This is a genomic window from Vreelandella hamiltonii, from assembly GCF_014651795.1.
Taxonomy (GTDB): domain Bacteria; phylum Pseudomonadota; class Gammaproteobacteria; order Pseudomonadales; family Halomonadaceae; genus Vreelandella; species Vreelandella hamiltonii.
Map to the genome: position 1 here is coordinate 386,493 of NZ_BMXO01000001.1, position 18,085 is coordinate 404,577.

The 18,085-nt window shown below is 60.7% G+C and carries 16 protein-coding genes; 9 read left to right on the forward strand and 7 right to left on the reverse strand.

Going from position 1 to position 18,085, the window contains the following annotated elements:
- Window positions 1–10: 10 nt before the first annotated feature.
- On the forward strand, window positions 11–448 hold the full coding sequence (locus tag IE061_RS01970; RefSeq protein WP_039176761.1) for a hypothetical protein: 438 nt from the start codon (window positions 11–13) through the stop codon (window positions 446–448).
- Here the strand turns inward: IE061_RS01970 and IE061_RS01975 are convergent.
- Complete coding sequence (locus tag IE061_RS01975; protein WP_039176764.1) at window positions 416–2,803, reverse strand: mechanosensitive ion channel family protein; 2,388 nt, start codon at window positions 2,801–2,803, stop codon at window positions 416–418. The two genes, IE061_RS01970 and IE061_RS01975, sit on opposite strands and share 33 nt — an antisense overlap.
- 115 nt (window positions 2,804–2,918) lie before the next feature.
- Here IE061_RS01975 and IE061_RS01980 point away from each other — a divergent pair, with 115 nt between their 5' ends.
- Window positions 2,919–3,917 (forward strand): amidoligase family protein, encoded by a 999-nt coding sequence (locus tag IE061_RS01980; protein WP_193460824.1) that lies wholly within the window; start codon window positions 2,919–2,921, stop codon window positions 3,915–3,917.
- On the forward strand, window positions 3,910–4,578 hold the full coding sequence (locus IE061_RS01985; RefSeq protein WP_193460825.1) for a gamma-glutamyl-gamma-aminobutyrate hydrolase family protein: 669 nt from the start codon (window positions 3,910–3,912) through the stop codon (window positions 4,576–4,578). Before IE061_RS01980 ends, IE061_RS01985 begins: the two co-directional genes overlap by 8 nt.
- Here the strand turns inward: IE061_RS01985 and tpx are convergent.
- Complete coding sequence (gene tpx, locus IE061_RS01990; RefSeq protein ID WP_193460826.1) at window positions 4,575–5,078, reverse strand: thiol peroxidase; 504 nt, start codon at window positions 5,076–5,078, stop codon at window positions 4,575–4,577. The genes IE061_RS01985 and tpx overlap by 4 nt on opposite strands.
- Before the next feature lie 112 nt (window positions 5,079–5,190).
- Between tpx and IE061_RS01995 the strand changes: the two genes are divergently transcribed.
- A complete protein-coding gene (locus IE061_RS01995) occupies window positions 5,191–5,901 on the forward strand; it encodes a glutamine amidotransferase (RefSeq protein ID WP_193460827.1) in 711 nt (236 codons plus the stop codon).
- Here IE061_RS01995 and nfi read toward each other — a convergent pair.
- Complete coding sequence (nfi, locus tag IE061_RS02000; protein ID WP_193460828.1) at window positions 5,885–6,619, reverse strand: deoxyribonuclease V; 735 nt, start codon at window positions 6,617–6,619, stop codon at window positions 5,885–5,887. The two genes, IE061_RS01995 and nfi, sit on opposite strands and share 17 nt — an antisense overlap.
- Window positions 6,620–6,765: 146 nt before the next feature.
- Window positions 6,766–8,478: a DEAD/DEAH box helicase gene (locus tag IE061_RS02005; protein WP_193460829.1), complete on the reverse strand. Its 1,713-nt coding sequence runs from the start codon at window positions 8,476–8,478 to the stop codon at window positions 6,766–6,768.
- Window positions 8,479–8,985: 507 nt separating this feature from the next.
- On the opposite strand from IE061_RS02005, the gene IE061_RS02010 reads away from it, so the two are divergent.
- Window positions 8,986–9,183, forward strand: a complete 198-nt coding sequence (locus IE061_RS02010; protein ID WP_096922455.1) for a CsbD family protein — start codon at window positions 8,986–8,988, stop codon at window positions 9,181–9,183.
- A gap of 96 nt (window positions 9,184–9,279) precedes the next feature.
- On the forward strand, window positions 9,280–9,759 hold the full coding sequence (locus IE061_RS02015; protein ID WP_193460830.1) for a PRC-barrel domain-containing protein: 480 nt from the start codon (window positions 9,280–9,282) through the stop codon (window positions 9,757–9,759).
- A gap of 75 nt (window positions 9,760–9,834) precedes the next feature.
- Here IE061_RS02015 and IE061_RS02020 read toward each other — a convergent pair whose 3' ends face one another.
- On the reverse strand, window positions 9,835–10,845 hold the full coding sequence (locus IE061_RS02020) for a glutathione S-transferase family protein (protein ID WP_193460831.1): 1,011 nt from the start codon (window positions 10,843–10,845) through the stop codon (window positions 9,835–9,837).
- Window positions 10,846–10,923: 78 nt separating this feature from the next.
- Window positions 10,924–11,844, reverse strand: a complete 921-nt coding sequence (locus tag IE061_RS02025) for a LysR family transcriptional regulator (RefSeq protein ID WP_193460832.1) — start codon at window positions 11,842–11,844, stop codon at window positions 10,924–10,926.
- Between the two features lie 612 nt (window positions 11,845–12,456).
- Here IE061_RS02025 and IE061_RS02030 point away from each other — a divergent pair.
- Window positions 12,457–14,118: a peptidoglycan DD-metalloendopeptidase family protein gene (locus tag IE061_RS02030; protein WP_193460833.1), complete on the forward strand. Its 1,662-nt coding sequence runs from the start codon at window positions 12,457–12,459 to the stop codon at window positions 14,116–14,118.
- Between the two features lie 76 nt (window positions 14,119–14,194).
- Here IE061_RS02030 and IE061_RS02035 read toward each other — a convergent pair whose 3' ends face one another.
- The gene (locus IE061_RS02035; RefSeq protein ID WP_193460834.1) at window positions 14,195–15,832 is read right to left on the reverse strand and encodes a L,D-transpeptidase family protein; all 1,638 of its coding nucleotides are present in this window, start codon (window positions 15,830–15,832) and stop codon (window positions 14,195–14,197) included.
- A gap of 170 nt (window positions 15,833–16,002) precedes the next feature.
- Here IE061_RS02035 and IE061_RS02040 point away from each other — a divergent pair, with 170 nt between their 5' ends.
- Window positions 16,003–16,758 (forward strand): murein L,D-transpeptidase catalytic domain family protein, encoded by a 756-nt coding sequence (locus tag IE061_RS02040; RefSeq protein ID WP_096922452.1) that lies wholly within the window; start codon window positions 16,003–16,005, stop codon window positions 16,756–16,758.
- 147 nt (window positions 16,759–16,905) lie between these two features.
- Complete coding sequence (locus tag IE061_RS02045; protein WP_193460835.1) at window positions 16,906–18,006, forward strand: CZB domain-containing protein; 1,101 nt, start codon at window positions 16,906–16,908, stop codon at window positions 18,004–18,006.
- Window positions 18,007–18,085 lie beyond the last annotated feature (79 nt).

Genomic DNA, 18,085 nt, shown 5'->3' on the forward strand with positions numbered 1-18,085 from the left:
ACGCCGGATTATGCGCGACCTTTATCAACGCCTGAGCCTGCCCCCCAATGCCAATGAGCAGCAGATCGACACCGCCGTGGCGCGCTGCCCCAACAGCGCCCTGCGCCAGGACGCCACCTCGGTGCTGACGGTGACCCCGCACCGTGAAACCTACGATGCGCTGCACGGCACCTTGAGCGACATCGGCCGCCTGCGCGCGCGCCTTGGATTGACCCACGGAGCACACTGGCAAGGTGACGTGGCCAATGATTTCTCGCTGCCCCCTGACCACGCCATTTCACGCCATGACGAACTGGTCGACCGAGTCAGCCACGCCGTCTCGCTATATAACCGTTGGCGAGGGCTGCGTGGCCCCTGGCTGCTGGTCACGCTATTTGCGCTGGGCACAGGCCTGGGGCTGGCCATTGGCATTGCCCTAAGTCTGGGGCTTGGGCTGGGATCGAGATAGCGGCGGCGCAGTCGTTGAGCCTTCAGGGCGCTGCCGCTCGTCACGGCGGATTTCGGCCTCGGTGGGCCTGGGCGCTGGTTTAGGGGGCTCAGGGGTATGCTGCGGCGCATCCAGGTCGCCCTGCTGGCGGTGCTGCAGCGTCATGTCGGTACCATGGGGCTCGTCACCACGGGCCTCGGAGCGAGCCTCCATGCGCACGCTGAGCCGCGGTACACCCAAGTCGATTTCCTGGGCTTCCATGCGCTGCTTCAGCAGCAGATTGAAGGCGCGTGACACGTCCCACTGCATTTCAGGAGCGGTGCGGAAGCGCATCCGTAATATCGGGCAGCCATCTTCGAAGGCCTGTACCCCCTGCATCTCCAGCGGCGACCAGATGTAGTGACGCATCATCGGGTCCTTGCGCAATTCCTGAGCCGTTTCCTGCATCAGCGTGATGGCGTCATCGATTTTCATGTCATAAGGAATGCGAATCCGCATCAAGGCAATACCGAACTGGCGCGACATGTTGTGGATCGATTCGATACGACTGAAGGTGATGATGTGCAGCACGCCGTCCAGGTCACGCAGCCTGACCGTCCGCAACGTCAGCCCTTCGACGGTACCCATGTGCGTATTGATGGTGACGAAGTCATCCACCGCCAAGGAGTCCTCGATGAGGATGAAGATGCCGGTGATCAAATCCTGCACCAAGGTTTGCGCGCCAAACCCCACCGCCAGGCCGATCACACCGGCACCGGCCAGCAGCGGCGTGACGTTGACCCCAAGGTTGGCCAAGCCAGCAATCACCGCAATGATCAGGATGGTGACGAAAATCACGTTACGGATCATCGGCGTGATGGTTTGTGCGCGAGCCTGGTTGACGCGCCGCCCCCGTGAACGCGCGGAGGAAGTCAGCGCCCGTTGAATGGCGGTATCGGCAAAAATCCACACCAGCCATGCCAACAGCACGGTGGCCCCCAGGCTGACCAACGCCTGGCCAATACGCGCACTGGCCACGGCCTGCTGGCCAAGCCCAAACAGCGAGCCTCCCCATACCTGCATGGAAAGCTCGGCAAAAATCATCCAGGCGCTCAGGTGCGCCAGTACGAAGCCGAACCGCTCGAGTCGCTTGCGATATTGGCTAAAGCGGCGGCGATGGCGCCGCTTGCCCAAGCGCTCTTCCTGGCGACGCAGCAGCCCGGTAATCACCAGGGTCAGCACCAGCAGACTGGCGGAAATGATCGAGCGAGCCAGCGCCGTGCCCACATCCCCGACGGTAATGAAAATGGCCAGCAGCGAGCCGCCCACCATCAGCAGGGCAGGAATGTGCCATAGCCCACCCAGCGCACGGATCATTTCCACGGCCGTACTGGCATCGCGGCGCTGCTTGTAAGGCCGGTTACAGATGAGATGACGAATGGGGCGCTGGAATTTGAAGATGAAACGCGCCGACAGCAGCGCCGCCAGCATGTTGGCCAGCACCGACACCAGCCCCGACAGCTCGGTCCCCAGCAGCTCCATCAGGCGGGTAGAGTTGACGGCATCTCCCAAGGCAATCAGCGCGCCGATGACGAACAGTCCCCGCAACGCCTTGTGCTGTAATACTTGCACGGCGGTAAAACGGTGCCCGCGACTAAAGAACGCCACCACCGTTTCGAACACCACCGACAACGCTCGGCCACACAGGCAGATATAGGCCACCACCAGCACCAGGGCACGGCCAGGACTGTAGGGCAGCAGTTGGCCAACGCCCAAGGTAATGACGAAGGCCAGTATCCAGGGAAGCATGCGCCGCAAGAAGTGAACCGCCAGCAGCCAGGCCTTGGGGTCCCGAGGCAGGTCCAGCGGCCAATCGCGGCGGGTGGCCACCACCCGCCCAAAGGCAATCATCGTGACCAGCAGGCCGCTCCAGATCACGGCCAGCAAGGCCCCTTCCGCCACGGCCCGGATGGCGTCGCCCTGGTCAGCCCCGGCATTCAGGGCGCGCAGATCCTCGACGCCCTGGACCAGCTGCCGTGACCACTCGTCGATGGGCGAATCTCCGGCTTGGGCATGCTCACCGATGTCGGAAAGCGTATCGGCCAGGGCGCCCAGCAACCCCTGGCGCACCACGCCTTCGTCTTCCACGGCCTCGGTACTCAGCTGCAGCTCGCGCAGCGAGTCCAGCAGCGCACGGCGCTGATCCTCGCTTTCGAGCATGCCAATGACGTCGCTCAGGGAGCGCTGGAAATTTTCGCTGGTGACGTCCGGCTGCTCTTCGCTGTCACTACTGCCCCCCAGCGTGGGAAGCGAGACGCTCTGGGCGTTTGCGGTGACGCTGATCATCAGGCTGAGTAGCGCCCCTAGAACGATGCTGGTTATCCAGTGCTGTCGCACGCGTGACTCCCGTGGAAAGTGACTGTTGAATCGTGTCTCTTCTCTTCTCTTGCTCAGCCTAAGCGTGTGATTATGATAGGCTAAACGTACAAACGTTCACCTCCAGGACATCGAGATGACGCTGCAGGCTCCTCCCCAACGCTTGAACCCGGACGGCCAGACCCGACGCGTAGGCGTCGAAATCGAGTTTGCCGGGCTCCCCCCTCGCGAGACGGCCGAGGTGGTGCAGGCACTGTTTGGTGGTGAGCTTAACGTGGTCAGCCCCCATCGGCTACAGGTGGCCGACACACGCTGGGGAGCGTTCGAGATCGAACTGGATACTCAATACGCCCATCCAGACCAGACGTTGTTGGACGCACAGCAGGACAGTGACAGCGAGTGGGCTCGCCAACAGCATCAGCGACGGCTGGAATTTCACCAAAAGACCCGTGAACTGATCGGTGACATGGTGACCGGCCTGGTGCCCACCGAAATCGTCTGCCCTCCCATCCCCTGGGAAGAGCTCGAAGCGCTGGACACTCTGTTCGACACCTTGCGGGAAAAAGGCGCCAAAGGCACCGATGCCAGCCTGCTGTACGGCTTCGGCCTGCACCTGAACCCTGAGATCGAGCGCGGCGAGGTCGATTACCTGCTCGCCATGCTACGCGCCTATTTGCTGCTGGCCAGTTGGCTACGCCAGGAAATCAAGGTGGATATCACCCGAGAGATGCTGCCGCACGCCAACCCGTTTCCCAAGGAGTACGCCCGCAAGGTGCTGGATCTGCGTTACCAGCCAGACCTCGACACCTTCATCGACGACTACCTGGCCGATAACCCTACCCGTAACCGCGAGCTGGACCTGCTGCCGCTGTTTGCCCACCTGCGCCCGGAACACCCTCATCCGCTACTGCACGGCCAGTTGACCAAGCCACGGCCCACCTTCCATTATCGGTTGCCCAATGCGCAGCTGTCGCAGCCGGGCTGGGGCAGCGTGATGGAGTGGAACCGCTGGGTGGAGGTAGAGAAGCTGGCCCACGATCAGGACAACCTTCACGCCCGCTGCCAGGAGTACATGGCCGAACAGCGCCAGCCCTGGTGGCAGCGCCTCAAGCGCAGACTGTTTGGCCATGTCTAGACCCCTGATCGGCATCACGACCTCGGATTACAAAAGCCAGCTTGCCTGGTGCTTCGACTGGTTTGCCGTCTGGCGTCACGGCGGCAGGCCGCTGCGGCTTTCCCCTTCCCGCCCCTTGCCAGAGCATCTGGACGGCCTGATCATTGGCGGCGGGGACGACATTCAAGCCCACCTGTACGGCGGCGAAGTGCAGCTGGACGTGCGCTTGGACCCGGCTCGTGACGAGCTGGAACTCGACCTGCTGAAGCGCTTCATACCTCGCCATACGCCAGTACTGGGCATCTGCCGAGGTGCGCAGCTGATCAACGTGCATCTGGGCGGCACGCTGGATCCCGATATCTATACCACCCATGAAGGCTTGAAGCGGCGTCGTACCGTGCTGCCCCGTAAAACGGTCGATATCGTCGGCGGCAGCCAACTGTATCAACTGCTGGGCGTCACTTGGTGTCGGGTGAACAGCCTGCATCACCAGGCCGTTAACCAGGCGGGAAAAGGCATTAAAATCGTCGCGAGAGACAGAGATGGGCTAGTGCAGGGGATTGAGTCCGAAGCCCACGACTTTCTGATTGGCGTGCAGTGGCATCCCGAATGGCTAATCTTCAACCGCCCCCAGCAGCGCTTGATACGTGCGCTGGTGAAGGCGGCCACGGCGCCCCGCTAGCCTTTCAGTGCAGCCAATGCCGCGTCGTAATCAGGCTCGTTCTTCAACTCGCTGACCAGCTCGCTGTGCAGCACGCGGTTGTCCGCATCCAGTACAACGACCGCGCGGGCACACAGCCCTTCCATGCTGTTGTTACACAGCGCCACGCCCCAGGCTTCCTGGAATTCCCGATGGCGGAAGGTGGAGAGCATCTCAACGTTATCCAGCCCTTCGGCTCCGCAGAAGCGCTTGGCGGCGAACGGCAGGTCAGCCGAGACTACCAGTACAACGGTATCTTGCAGGCTGGAGGCCAGCTCATTAAACCGCCGGGTAGACATCGCACAGGTGGGCGTGTCCACACTGGGTATAATGTTCAACACTTTACGTTTGCCTTGGTAGGTGTCCAGCGTGACATCTTCCAGGTCGCTGTTGGTCAGCGTCATCGCTGGGGCAGTTTGCCCAACGACAGGTAGAGTACCTGCTACATCTATCGGCTGCCCTGCACGAGTAATCTGTTGCATATCAAGCTCCTAATGTATGGTAAAAGGGGAATGACGATCAGTGGACCAGCTTACCGTGGAACTCCCTGATTCGGCTATCCCTCATCCATCGCGACACGCTAGCGAGAACACCATGGCCTCTGTAGTCATTATCAAAACCGGCGATGCCTTCCCCGAAGTGATGGATCAGCACGGGGATTTCGAACAGCTGTTCATCGACCAGGTGCAGGACGCCCTGCCCGACCACCTGACCCTCGACGTATGGGATGCACGCCTCACCAGCCAGCCGCCGAAAGATATCGTGGCAGCCATCATTACCGGCTCCCACAGCATGGTCAGTGAGCAGCTCCCCTGGAGCGAGGCGCTGAAGCCCTGGTTACAGCAGGCGCTTGCGGACGACCTGCCGCTGCTGGGCGTATGCTACGGCCACCAGCTGATGGCCGCGGCTTTTGGCGGTGTGAGTGATTACCACCCGGCGGGGCGTGAATCCGGCACGCGCAGCGTGCGCCTGACCCAGGCAGGTCGCCAGGACCCGCTGTTCGGGCAACTCCCGGAGTGTTTCGTGGCTCACTTGACCCATGCCCAGGCGGTCATGCAGCTTCCCCCCGACACCAGCATCCTGGCGCACAATTGCCACGATGCCCACCAGGCGCTGCGCTATGGGCCACGCCAGTGGAGCGTTCAGTTCCATCCCGAGTTTTCACCGCCGGTGATGCGCGCTTATATCGAACGCCAGCGAGCGGCCTTGCGCGACCAGGGTGAAGACCCGGATCAACTGCTGCAAGGCGTCGCGGAGACCCCCGACGCCACGCGCCTGCTGACCCGGTTCATTGCGATGCTGTAGTGCGCGTTTGCGATGCTGTCGTGCGCTTTTGATCGCGCCGCGATGCCAGTCGGTCGGCCAGGCGGGTTGGCTCTGGCAGCTTGGTCTTGCCCAAGCAGCGCATGACCCAGTCCAGTGAGGTCGCCAGCGACAGCCGATGCCCCGGCGACACGAACACTGGCTTGACCTGAGCACGGGAGCGCAGCACGGCACCGATCACTTCCTGCCCGGCCATGAGCGGCACCCAATCGCCTCGGGCCTCCCCCACGTCGGCATGGCACCCAGTGAGGCGCGACTTGGCAATCCCGATGGTCGGCAGGTCCAGCCACAGCCCCAAATGCGCTGCCACGCCCAGCCGCCGAGGGTGAGCGATGCCCTGCCCATCCACCATGACCAGCTGCGGGCGTGTTTTCAATTTGGCAAAGGCTCCCAGCGCCGCCGGAATTTCCCGAAACGACAGCAGGCCCGGGATGTAGGGCATGCGCGTGGGTTCCCGGTGAATCACCTGCTCAACCACAGTCAGTGGCGGCGTCAGCTGCGGCGCCTGCTCCGGCGACCACGCCAGCACGACCACCGCCGCCCGGGTAATGCTTCCTTCTTCTTCGAAACCGATATCGACCCCCGCGATGTGCGTCACAGGGTCGATACGGTCGTCGGCTTCCAATTGCTTGGCAAGCTGGGACTGGAGTGCGATGGCCTGCTGGGGAGTCAGGTTCCAATCGTGTAATGCGGCGCCCATGCGGCCTCCTTGCGGGTGGTTCGAGGTTGGCGCCCAGCAGACGCTGAGCCACCAGGACGACTTTCAGGATAGCCAAAAAAAAATCCCCCCATGCCAAGGGCATGGGGGGATGGTAGCCAGGGCGACATCAGTCGCCCGGCAGGCGTTTACGCACGTTCGCGACGGCGAACCGGCGCATCGCCATCGTCACGACGACGGCGCGGTGCACGCTCGGGCGCACGGTCTTCGCTGATTTCCAGCGGGCGACCGGCCACACGGGCACGTGCCATCTTGGCCAGAATGGTAGACGGCAGGCCGCTGGGCAGCTCGACCACCGAGAAAGCGTTGCGAATATCGATACGACCGATACGCGCGCCTTCAATGCCACCTTCGTTCGCCAGCGCGCCGACCAGTTGACCCGGCTTCACACCATCTTTATGGCCAACGGAAACACGGTAGCGGGTCATGCCTTCGCTGGGCGCGCTGGAGCGATCGCGGCGGGCACCACCCGGCTTGCCCGGTGCGCCATCGCGCGGGGCACGCTCTTTGCGCGGTGCCTGAAGACGACCAATCGGCGCTTCGTCGGCGCGTGCCATGGCAGCAAAGGCACAGGCCAGCTCGACGGCGTCGTGACCTTCTTCCACCAGACGCTCGACCAGCGCACGCTGCTCTTCGGCACCCTTGGTCAGGGCTGCCACGACGCGATGGTGGAATACTTCATCACGGTGCGCACGGATAGCGGCTTCGTCAGGCAGCGGCATTTCGGTCATTTTCTGACCCGTTGCCTGCTCCATCCAGCCTACCTTGCGGCCTTCACGGAAGCCCGCGAAGGTGATCGCGATACCGCTGCGGCCCGCACGGCCAGTACGACCGATACGGTGGGTGTAGGCTTCAGCATCTTGCGGCAGGTCGTAGTTGATGACGTGCGTAATACGCGGAACGTCAAGACCACGGGCAGCAACGTCAGTCGCAATCAGCACGTCCACTTTGCCACGCTTCAAGCGGGTAATCGTGCGCTCACGCAGGCTCTGATCTAGATCACCCGATAGGCCAGCGGCGTTGACGCCACGAGCAGTCAACTGCTCGACCAGCGTGGTACAGGCAGCACGGGTGCGCACGAAAACGATCGCCGCGTCGACCGGCTCGACTTCGAGAATACGCGACAGCGCTTCCAGCTTGGCACCACCGTCGACACGCACGAGGCGCTGCTCGATGTTTTCACCTGTGGTGGTGCGCGACTCGATCGCCACCTTCACCGGGTTGACCAAATAACGGTTGACGATGCGCTCGATTTCCGTCGGCAGGGTCGCCGAGAAAAACACACGCTGAGCATCTTTCGGGGTATCGGCAACCACGCGTTTTACGTCATCGATAAAGCCCATGCGCAGCATTTCGTCGGCTTCGTCCAGCACCAGCGCAGATAGGCCATCTAACTTCAGGCTGCCACGATCCAGGTGGTCAATCACGCGGCCCGGCGTGCCCACTACCACTTGGGCACCACGCTTCAGCGCGCCTAACTGCTCACGGTACTCTTGACCACCGCAGAGGGTAGCCACTTCCAACCCCTGAAGGTTTTGGCCATAACGGCTAAAAGAGACGGCGACCTGTTGAGCCAGTTCGCGGGTCGGCGCCAGCACCAGTACCTGGGGCTCGCGACGCTGCATGTCGAGACGCGACAGCAGCGGCAGTGCAAAGGCAGCCGTTTTACCGGTACCCGTTTGTGCCTGACCCAGCATATCGCGGCCTTCCAGCAATGCTGGAATGGTCTGCGCCTGGATGGGCGAAGGAGTTTCGTAGCCCTGCGCTTCTACAGCAGACAGAACGGCAGGCAAAAGAGCCAGATCACCGAAGCTCGGCGAGGTGACAGAAATCGAGGTCATTAATCACACCTTGGTAGGCCGGTATCACCGGCAAAAAACATCGTAAGCGTCTCTGACTCTGTCATATGCCGCACGTCACGGTGCGCAGCAAAAGAACAAGGCTCCGCATAGCGGATATCGTCATCAGTGGAGTCGGAGACGCCGGTCGCACCTGGCATTCGGCTGGCAGTACCGCACGCTGCGGGCCAACCGCTGTGGCGACCTTACTGCGCCGATTTCACCCGTCTGGTGAAATGCTGGAGGCGCGCCATCTTCACAGCAATGAACATCCAGTCGAGGGGATGTTCCTGCAAACGTTCTGCTCAGTGCCACAAGGCCACCGAATCAACGCTTGCCGTCGTGATGGAGGGGTCAACACATGCGAGGAGCGCGCATCCTACCACCCCACTGGTGAGCTGACCAGCTTTTTTAATTTAACCAATATCATCCGGAAGCTTGCACTTGTTCACTATTGGTCTAATCTGAGAGGTGCCTCACGTTGTTCACGAACTTCAAGGAGTGATGCATATGAACTGGGATCAGATCGAAGGCAAATGGACCGAAGTAAAAGGCAAGGCGCGTTCCAGCTGGGGCGAATTGACCGACGATGAGCTAACGCAAATCGGCGGCAAGAAAGACCAGCTCGTGGGCAAGCTTCAGCAGAAATACGGGCTAGCCCGTGAAGAAGCCGAGCGCCGTGCAGACGAGTGGGCCGACGGCCTCTGATCGTTTCGGCATTGGCGCTGTACAGGCAGGCCAATGCGTATCCATTTTCCAATAGATGACTATTTGGCTGATTCAACAGCGACATGGAGAGAAGCTATGCGTAAATCACTACTGACAACGGCTATCGGCACGGTACTTCTGGGCAGCATGGCAATGGGCGCCCACGCACAGACCGAGCCACAGGGCATGTATTCAGCCGAAGACATTCTGGATGCTGACGTCTACTTCGCGGGTGGTTCCGGCGAAGAGATCGGTGAGGTGGAAAACATTCTTTTCGATGAGGAAATGCGCATCACTGCACTCGTCGTCGAAAGTGGTGCCGTACTGGGCCTGGGCGGACGTGAAATCGTCGTCGATACCGACCACTTCACGCTGGAAACCCACACCGAAGCGGATGGCGATACCGAGCACCGGATCATGCTCCAAGCCACGTCCGAAGAAGTGGAAGCCTTTCCTACTTACAACCACGACTGGTGGGAACAAACCAAGGCAGGCGCACGCGATGCATGGGAAACCACGCGCGATGGCGCGCAAAGCGCCTGGCAGTCCGCCCGTGACGCCGTTAACTCCAACTGATACGTTTGCCGTTTAGCGATACGTACGCAATGGCCACCCCATCGGGTGGCCATTTTCGTGAGTGGTCGCACGGATTCAGCGACGGCGTACTCCCTGCCCAGGCAGGCGCTCACGGTCATGCGGGCGCTGAAAGTCCAACGCTGGCCCGGCGGGGACGATACGAGTCGGGTTGATGGTGTCGTGACTGTAATAGTAGTGGCGCTTGATGTGGTCCAGGTTGACGGTCTCGGCAATGCCCGGCCACTGATAGAGCTCACGCACGTAGTTGGACAGGTTCGGATAATCCTCGATGCGTTTGAAATTGCACTTGAAGTGGCCGTAGTAGACCGCGTCGAAACGCACCAGCGTGGTAAACAGGCGAATATCGGCCTCGGTCAGCCATTCTCCCGCCAGGTAACGCTGCTCTCCCAGGCGCTTTTCCATGCGGTCCAGCGCGTCGAACAGCGCAGTGACATGCTTCTCGTACACCTTCTGCTCAGTGGCAAAGCCTGACTTGTAAACCCCGTTGTTGATGTGGTCGTACACATCGGCGTTGACCTCATCGATGACAGCACGCAGGTCGGAGGGATAGAAATCCAGCGTATTGCCGGTCAGCTCGTCAAAGGCATGGTTGAAGATGCGCAGGAGTTCAGCCGACTCATTATTGACGATGGCGCTGCGCTGCTTGTCCCACAGCACCGGCACGGTCACTCGCCCCGTGTACTGCGCGTCGGTCATGGTATAGAGCTGGTGATGAAACTCGACGTGATTGATCGGGTCGCCGCTGGAGCCCTCGTCCTGGTGATAGGTCCAGCCCTTGTCCAGCATGAGCGGGCTGACATGGGAGACGCCGATCAGGGGCTCCAGGCCTTTCAGTTGACGCATGATCAATACGCGGTGTGCCCAAGGGCATGCCAGGGAGATATAAAGGTGGTAACGATCCGCCTCGGCAGGATAGCGCTGGGCCTCGCCCTCCAGCACGCTGCCACTGTCGGCAGGATTTCCTACCCAGTGACGCAGCTGTGCCGATTCACGGACGAATTCCCCGCCGTGCTTTTTGGTGTCGTACCACTGATCGACCCACTCGCCGTTGACCAATAACCCCATGGCGTTTCTCCCGTTACGAACGTATGAAATGGCATGTTTACAGCATACGCTCGACGAGTGAGGGCTCAAGCGGATGTTTTACCGCCTTTCATTCGAGGGAATCGAATGTTGGCTGCACGTCTCCTTGACGGACTGCCTCAACGCAGCGGCCATGGCATGAGCCGCAGGCCCTGCGCGGTCACGATCACGGAAGATAAGCTGCACCGGCACTTCCCGCACGGCTCCTGCACTCAGCGGCAGCGGCTTCAGCGCACCACTGGTCAGCTCTTCGAGGATACGCGTTTCGGGTATCCAGGCGAAGCCCAGCCCTCGCTTGAGCATGTCCAATGACGTGCCCACATGGCTGACCGTCCAGCGCTGCTCAGCCTTTAGCCAGCCGGCATTGGTGGACTGGCGCAGCGCCGAGTCACGCACTACCAGCTGGCGATGCTGGGCCAGGTCACGCAGATCCAGCGCGCGCCCCAACTGATGCAGCGGGTGGCGCGGATGAGCGACCGCCACAAAGCGCACATTGACCAGCGGCTCGCCGAGAAACCCCTGGGCTTCGATGGCGGTGACCACCAGGTCGGCACGTCCGTCATAGAGCATTTCGGTGCCGCCATTGAGCACGCTCTCATGCAGCTGTACGCGCACTTGAGGATACGTTTCCGAAAAGCGCTCCAGCGCCCTGGCCTGGGCCGCTGCGGGAAAGATCTGATCGATGGCGACGACGATTTCCGCTTCCAGGCCTGCGGCCAAACGCGAGGCCACGTCCTCCAGCGACGCCGCACTCTCGATCAATTGTCGCGCACGGCGCAGCAACAGTTCGCCGGCTTCCGTCAGCCGCACTTGCCGCCCCACGGGCTCCAGCACCTGGATACCCAGCTGCTCTTCCAATTTGTGTACCGCATGGTTGAGCGTAGAGGGGCTTTTATGGATCGCCTCTGCCGCCCTTGCAAAGCCACCGTGGTCGACCACGGCGGCGAGCATCTGCCACTGTGCAAGTGTTACCCGAGACATTTCGATTTCCTCGACGCTAAACAGCGAAACAAACCGCTTCACCTTCGAAAAAACAACACATAGGATGCCAGTAAAACGTCGAGAGTACGTGGCCTGACAGCAAATTTTGCACCAAGGGCTAATACGCGGGCTCACAGGAACATCGCCATGTTTCAAAAAACATACACACAGAAACAAAAAAACACATTTTAAATGTTAGCAATTACCCGCAAAAAGCCACGTTTGCGAGGTCGGGGGGGCGTTTTGGGCGATACGCTTTTCTGGCCCGTGAAAAACGTCCGTTTCAAGCGCTCATTTTGGTCGGTAAGTGCTAAAAATGCCGTTTTAATTAGACACAACTTACGCACATCTTTAATAACCATTCATTTGCGTCTATGGTTAAGAAGATGATCGCGCCATGCGGCGGTCATCGAAGGCAGTTTACGCCGTTACTTTTGTTAGCGAACGGCGTTCGAGAGCGGTTCTCATTGTCGAATATTTGCATATTTCGACGGAAGTATGTTTTGTGTACGGATATACAGTCTATTCACCCCTGCCTCCTTGGGGTATGGTTCCCGAGTTTGCTCACTTTCTTGTTACGTTTACTTCACAAATTCGGCGGTCCATTTACCCATGTTGCGAATCCTCCATTCGCTGCCCCGCACGCATAAATTGTTACTATTACCAGTGGCCACCATGGTCACTGTGCTGGGCGCACAAAAGCTGGTGACGACGTATAACGACCTGAATCAACCTCACACACCGCTGGAGAGCGTACTTGTTCCTCTCCCCAGCGACTCTGCTCCCGGTGTCCCCTCGCTGCGGCAAGAGCGAACGCCTGTTGCAGAAGCGATCGATCGCGCCTCCCGCGCCCTCGACGCCACCCGTGACCATATTCCCCTCAGCGAATTGGCAGCAGCCGAGATCGTCGACCTCGACGTGATCACCAGTGCCGAAGCCTCCATGGCCAGCGTGCCTCCCCTGGCCGTTGCGCTCGATGACGGCGCGCTGCACATGGCCGTGATCGTGGGCACGCTTGCAAGCGGCATGCTCAATACCGACCCGACCGTCGACATTGCTGATGCTACTTCCTACGAAGATTACGATATCGAGCTGTTCGACGATATTTCCTTTCTCGAGCGCGAGCTGGCCGCTGAAGAGCCCTTCGTGCCCGAATGGCAGACGCACATCGTCGAGTCTGGTGAAACCTTTGCCGTGGTTGCTCAGAACGAGCTGGGGCTAGGCTACAGCGAAGTACTGGCGCTGCTGGAAGACATGCCCGACCAGCGCCTGCTGACCAACTGGCGCGCCGGCAACAGCTTCGATTACCAGTTGGATGAAGAAGGCCGACTGCTGTCGCTGCGCATGATGCGCAACACCCGCGATGGCATTTTGCTGGAACGAGACAGCGAACACTTTGCCATCACCACCATCGAACGCCAGGGCGAGCCGGTACAGCGGCTTTACGCAGGCAGCGTGAGCGGCAGCTTTGCACGCTCTGCCCAGGCTACCGGCCTGAGCAGCAGCTCGGTCACCGAGCTGACCCGCCTGTTGGAGAAGAAACTCGATTTCCGTCGCGACAGCCGCCGGGGGGATCAGTTTCAGGTGTTGGTCGAGTCTGACATGATCGATGGTGAAACGCTGGACTCACGGGTTCTGGCGGTCAAATACGACGGCGAGCGCATGGATCTGACCGTGGTGCGCAACCCTTCTGACGACAACTTCTACACCCCGGAAGGCAACAGCTTGGACCCGGCCTTTGCCCGTCGCCCGTTCGAAGGCAACTACCGCCTGAGCTCTAATTTCAACCCGCGCCGCCTTCACCCGGTGACAGGGCGGGTCAGCCCGCATAACGGCACCGACTTTGCCATGCCGATCGGCACGCCGATCATCGCGCCGGCCAATGGACGTGTGGAGCGCGTGGGCAATCACCACGCGGCAGGACGCTATATCGTGATTCGCCATGATAACGGCTACCGCACGCGCTACCTGCACCTTTCGCAGCCGATGGTGAGCCAGGGCCAGCGTGTCGACATGGGTGAGCGCATTGCCCTTTCCGGCAATACGGGCCGCAGTACCGGCCCTCACCTGCATTATGAGGTCATCGTCAACAATTCGCCGGTCAACGCCATGACCGTCGAGCTGCCTGAAAACACCAGCCTGAGTGGCGATACCCTGATCGCCTTCCAGCGCCAGGCAGAACCGGTATTGGCAGCACTGGAGAGTGGCGAGACGGGCACCATCAGCGTGGCTAGCAACCGGAGCAGTGACGACGATAGCGACACCGTTCAATAACTCATCGTGATACGCCGTTCGACAGGCCGCCCCAAGGGGCGGCCTGTCGCTTATGTAGCATACGTGGAAGAGGGGATCAGGCGTCGCGTGCGGAGAGCGCCGATAGCAGTGCCGGGTCTCGGCGGTAGATATCATCTCGAAACTCTACCTCCCCCTGGGGGTTGGGCCAGGCGGTGAGGTAATGCAGCGCCACGGGAATGCGCTGAGGCAGGTTGACGTTCTGATCGCTGCGCCCACTGTTCATCAGCGCATTGAGCTGATGACGACTGCCGCTGTCCTGTAGCAGCATCTGGGCGAACTCCGCCACGCCTTCCACCCTGACGCAGCCAGAACTCAACGCCCGTTGATCCCGCTGAAACAAGCCGCGTGCCGGCGTGTCGTGCAGATAAATCATGTCGTTATTGGGAAAGCGTACCACGACCCTCCCGAGAGGGTTACGGCTACCCGCCACCTGACGCAGCATGACGCCTCCAGGGCGCTGCCAATCGATGCTCTGGGCATCCAGCGCTTCTCCTGAGGGGCTCAACACCTGGATGTTCTGCTGGGCCAGATAACCGACATCCTCACGTACCCGTGGCAACACGTCTTCCCGCATGATGGTAGGCGGTATGGTCCAGCTGGGGTTGATGGTCAGATGACTGATCGTGGAGTGAATGACCGGCGTTTCACGACGCGGTGTGCCCACAACCACTCGCGCATCCCACTGCTGACCGTCAGGCCGCAAATAATGCAGCCGGTAGCCCGCAATATCGACCCACACCCGAGGCTCGCGCTGCAAGGAGGGGCGTATCCAGCGCGCACGTTCCAGGTTGACCCGCAACTGATCGACCCGTGAAGCCACCGGCATGTTCAGCGCCAGCCGGGTACGCTCCCCCACGACACCATCTTCCTGCAACTGGTGGCGGCGCTGAAAATGCTTCACTGCTTGCACCAGGGTGTCATCGAACAGCTGCTGGTCACGCTGCGCCCCCTGCACGCCAATCATCGGGTAGGCGCCGCTGTCGGCTCCCAACAGCCCCGAGGCACCCCACAGGGTCAGTCGTTGGCGCAGCGTGACCACATCCGGGTCTCGGTCGCCGGGGCGCAGCGAAACCTCTCTGCCGGGCAGGTAAGGCACGCTGCCTTGCTCAGCCAAGTGACGGTAGGTGCTCAATGCCTGACGAAGCTGGGCGTACTCGGGTGAGCTGGGCCGGGCCATGGCCAGCGCCGACTCGACATCGTGGCGCTCCACGGCGCTCAGTACCCGAGGCAGCGCATAACTGCGCTCTGGGCGCGAGGCATCCCAGCCAGGTTCGACCTGCCGAGGATTGACCTTGCCCGACGATAGATGCTCCAGCGCCAGCAACAGGGCTCGGGTGGCATCGACATCGAAGCGTGCCTGGGCGGCAGCGTCCCATTCGCGGCTGGCACGGAACTCCTCCAGCAGCGTCGTCGCACGGTAATCCTCGGGTGTCAGGCCATCATCCAGCAAGCTATTCAGGCCCTGCACCAGGGCCACCACGCGGGCTTCATCCTGCCATACCGGCTGCCCGCCATTGAGCTGATAAAACGCTGCCACCGGCAGCGACTCCCCTGCCCGCTCGACCTGCTGTGACAAGGCTTGTTGCATCCCAGGGGGAGCAGGCTCCGCTGCCACCGCCAGCAAGGGGCCGGGCAGGACAAGGCCAAGCAGAGCGCCTATCGCCCATTGTCTTAGTCGCGGATGATCGTTCATCGCCTCTCCTTGCGTTATGATGCAGCGCTGTACGGCGCTGATGCCCAATGATATCGGCAGTTCCCATTACCGACCGAATAGCCTGACGCTCCCTTTCAGCATAGCTGCTTGCGCCTGTTCGTGGTCGTTTCTGGTGGGGGCTTATCGCACTTTTGGCAGGATGACACTCGATGCTCTCACGCTTGTATACCCGTTTCCGCTCTGATACCCCCCGTTTTTTGACCCTGATGACCGCCACGAGCCTGTTACTTGGCGCTTCTCCACTCCAGGCTGCCAGCTTTTATACCCAGGTCTCTTCCCAGCCCCCCATCGGCGTGTCGCCCCTTCATCATCAGTTGCAACAACTGGCGCCTGGCGCCTCCGGTGAGGCGCTCCGCCTGGCCGCACAAGCCATCGCTTGTGCCGACCCCTACGCCGAGCGCCTGGCCGTCATCGACTACTCGCTGCCCTCCACGGAGCCTCGCTTGTGGGTCTTCGACCTGCACCAGCACGCCTTGCTGTTCGAAGAGCTGGTGTCCCATGGCCGAGGGTCGGGTGATGCCGTGGCAGAAGTGTTTTCGAACGTCCCGGAAAGCTTTCAATCCAGCATTGGGCTGTTTCGCACCATGAACAGCTATTACGGGCGCAATGGCTACTCGCTGCGCCTGGAGGGCCTGGAGCCAGAGGTGAACGACCTCGCTTTCCAACGCGCGATCGTGATTCACGGGGCAGAGTATGTGAGCGAAGAGTTCATAGCCCAGACGGGACGACTCGGGCGTAGCCATGGCTGCCCTGCCGTTCGCGAAGACATCACCTACCCGCTTATCGACAGCCTCAAGGAAGAGCAGTACGTATTTGCCTACTATCCCGATGAAGAGTGGCTGGCGACCTCTTCCTTCCTGCGCTGCGGCCAAGATGACCACCTGCAGCTCGCACAGATGAGATAACCCGTTACGGCCAGACGACCCGCTTACTCCTTTATGGCGCCTAAAGCGTGATTTTCATCGCGAGACACGCTTTTTCCCAGGCAAACAGGCCATCTCCTGCAATAATTTGATACAAAAGATCACAAACCATTGCACGGCAGGTGTCTCATGTTTGCCTTCATGCACCCTTACCAAACCATCCGTCGTCTGGAACAGGAAAACGCCGCCCTGCGGGCCGAGCTGGCCATTGCTCGCAGTGCTCAAAGCTGCCGCACCCTCAGCTTGATGACGCCTTTCGAAGCCATCAGCCTGCTGCAAACCAAAGGGGCTCGCATGCTGGAGTCTCTCAGCAAAGGGGCTGCCGATCATGCTCAACAGCTCGCCAGTGAGCGAGCCACGCTGAACGATATGTTCGAGCAGCTTCATGTGGCCGAACAGACAACCCAGACACTGCACCAACAGCGGCAACGCCTGGCGCAGGCCGATGCGCATTATGCCGCGCCGTTTGCCAGCGAAGCCGCACTCCAGTCCCTGCGCAAGATTGCGGTGGAACTGGCGCGCAGCGCTGGTCATGCTCATGCTCTATCGGTCAACGCCTCACTGGAAGCAGCCCATCACCCTGCCTCAACGCAGCCAACGCCGATATGGCCGGTGATTGCTCAGGACATACAGCATATCTCCGAGCAAACTCAGCGGCTTGCCCAGCAGTTGGAGCAATGGCTGGAGCAGGCAGGCCACAGCCTGAAAGAGGACGCCCGAGTACTTGCCCATCAGCGGGAAGTAGCCAATGCCCTGGCCTGCACGGCCGACACAGCCGAGCGTGTGATCACACAGCTCAGTGACCGTGCTCGGCATCTCTATAAAGTCATACATCACGGCACCACCACGGCTTGTCTGGAGGCCGCCAAGCTGGAACACGCCGTCTGGAAAAGTCATATCTACCATCAACTGCTGTCAGCCAGTGTCGATGAACACCCGAGCGACCACCAGCACTGCGCCTTGGGCTGCTGGTACTTTACGGGCGAAGGCCAGCGCTATCAGCGGATGGACGCCTACCGCGCCTTGGCCGTCCCGCACCGGCGCTTCCACGAAAGCGGCCTGGAAGCACTGCGGCTGGCCAGGCAGGGGGACCACACGGGGCAATTGGCCGCTCTGGCCCTCATGGAAGAAGCGAGTATCACGTTGGCCGAACAGCTGGATCGGCTCATGGAAGAAGCGGTCTATGACACGCCCTTGCCCTCCCCTACGCCATTGACGGGAATGCCATAATCGATCCCAGCGTGGATAGCCAGGCTACCGAACGTGCTCATTTATGCCATGCTTAGGGGCAGGTTATTAGCCACTATGG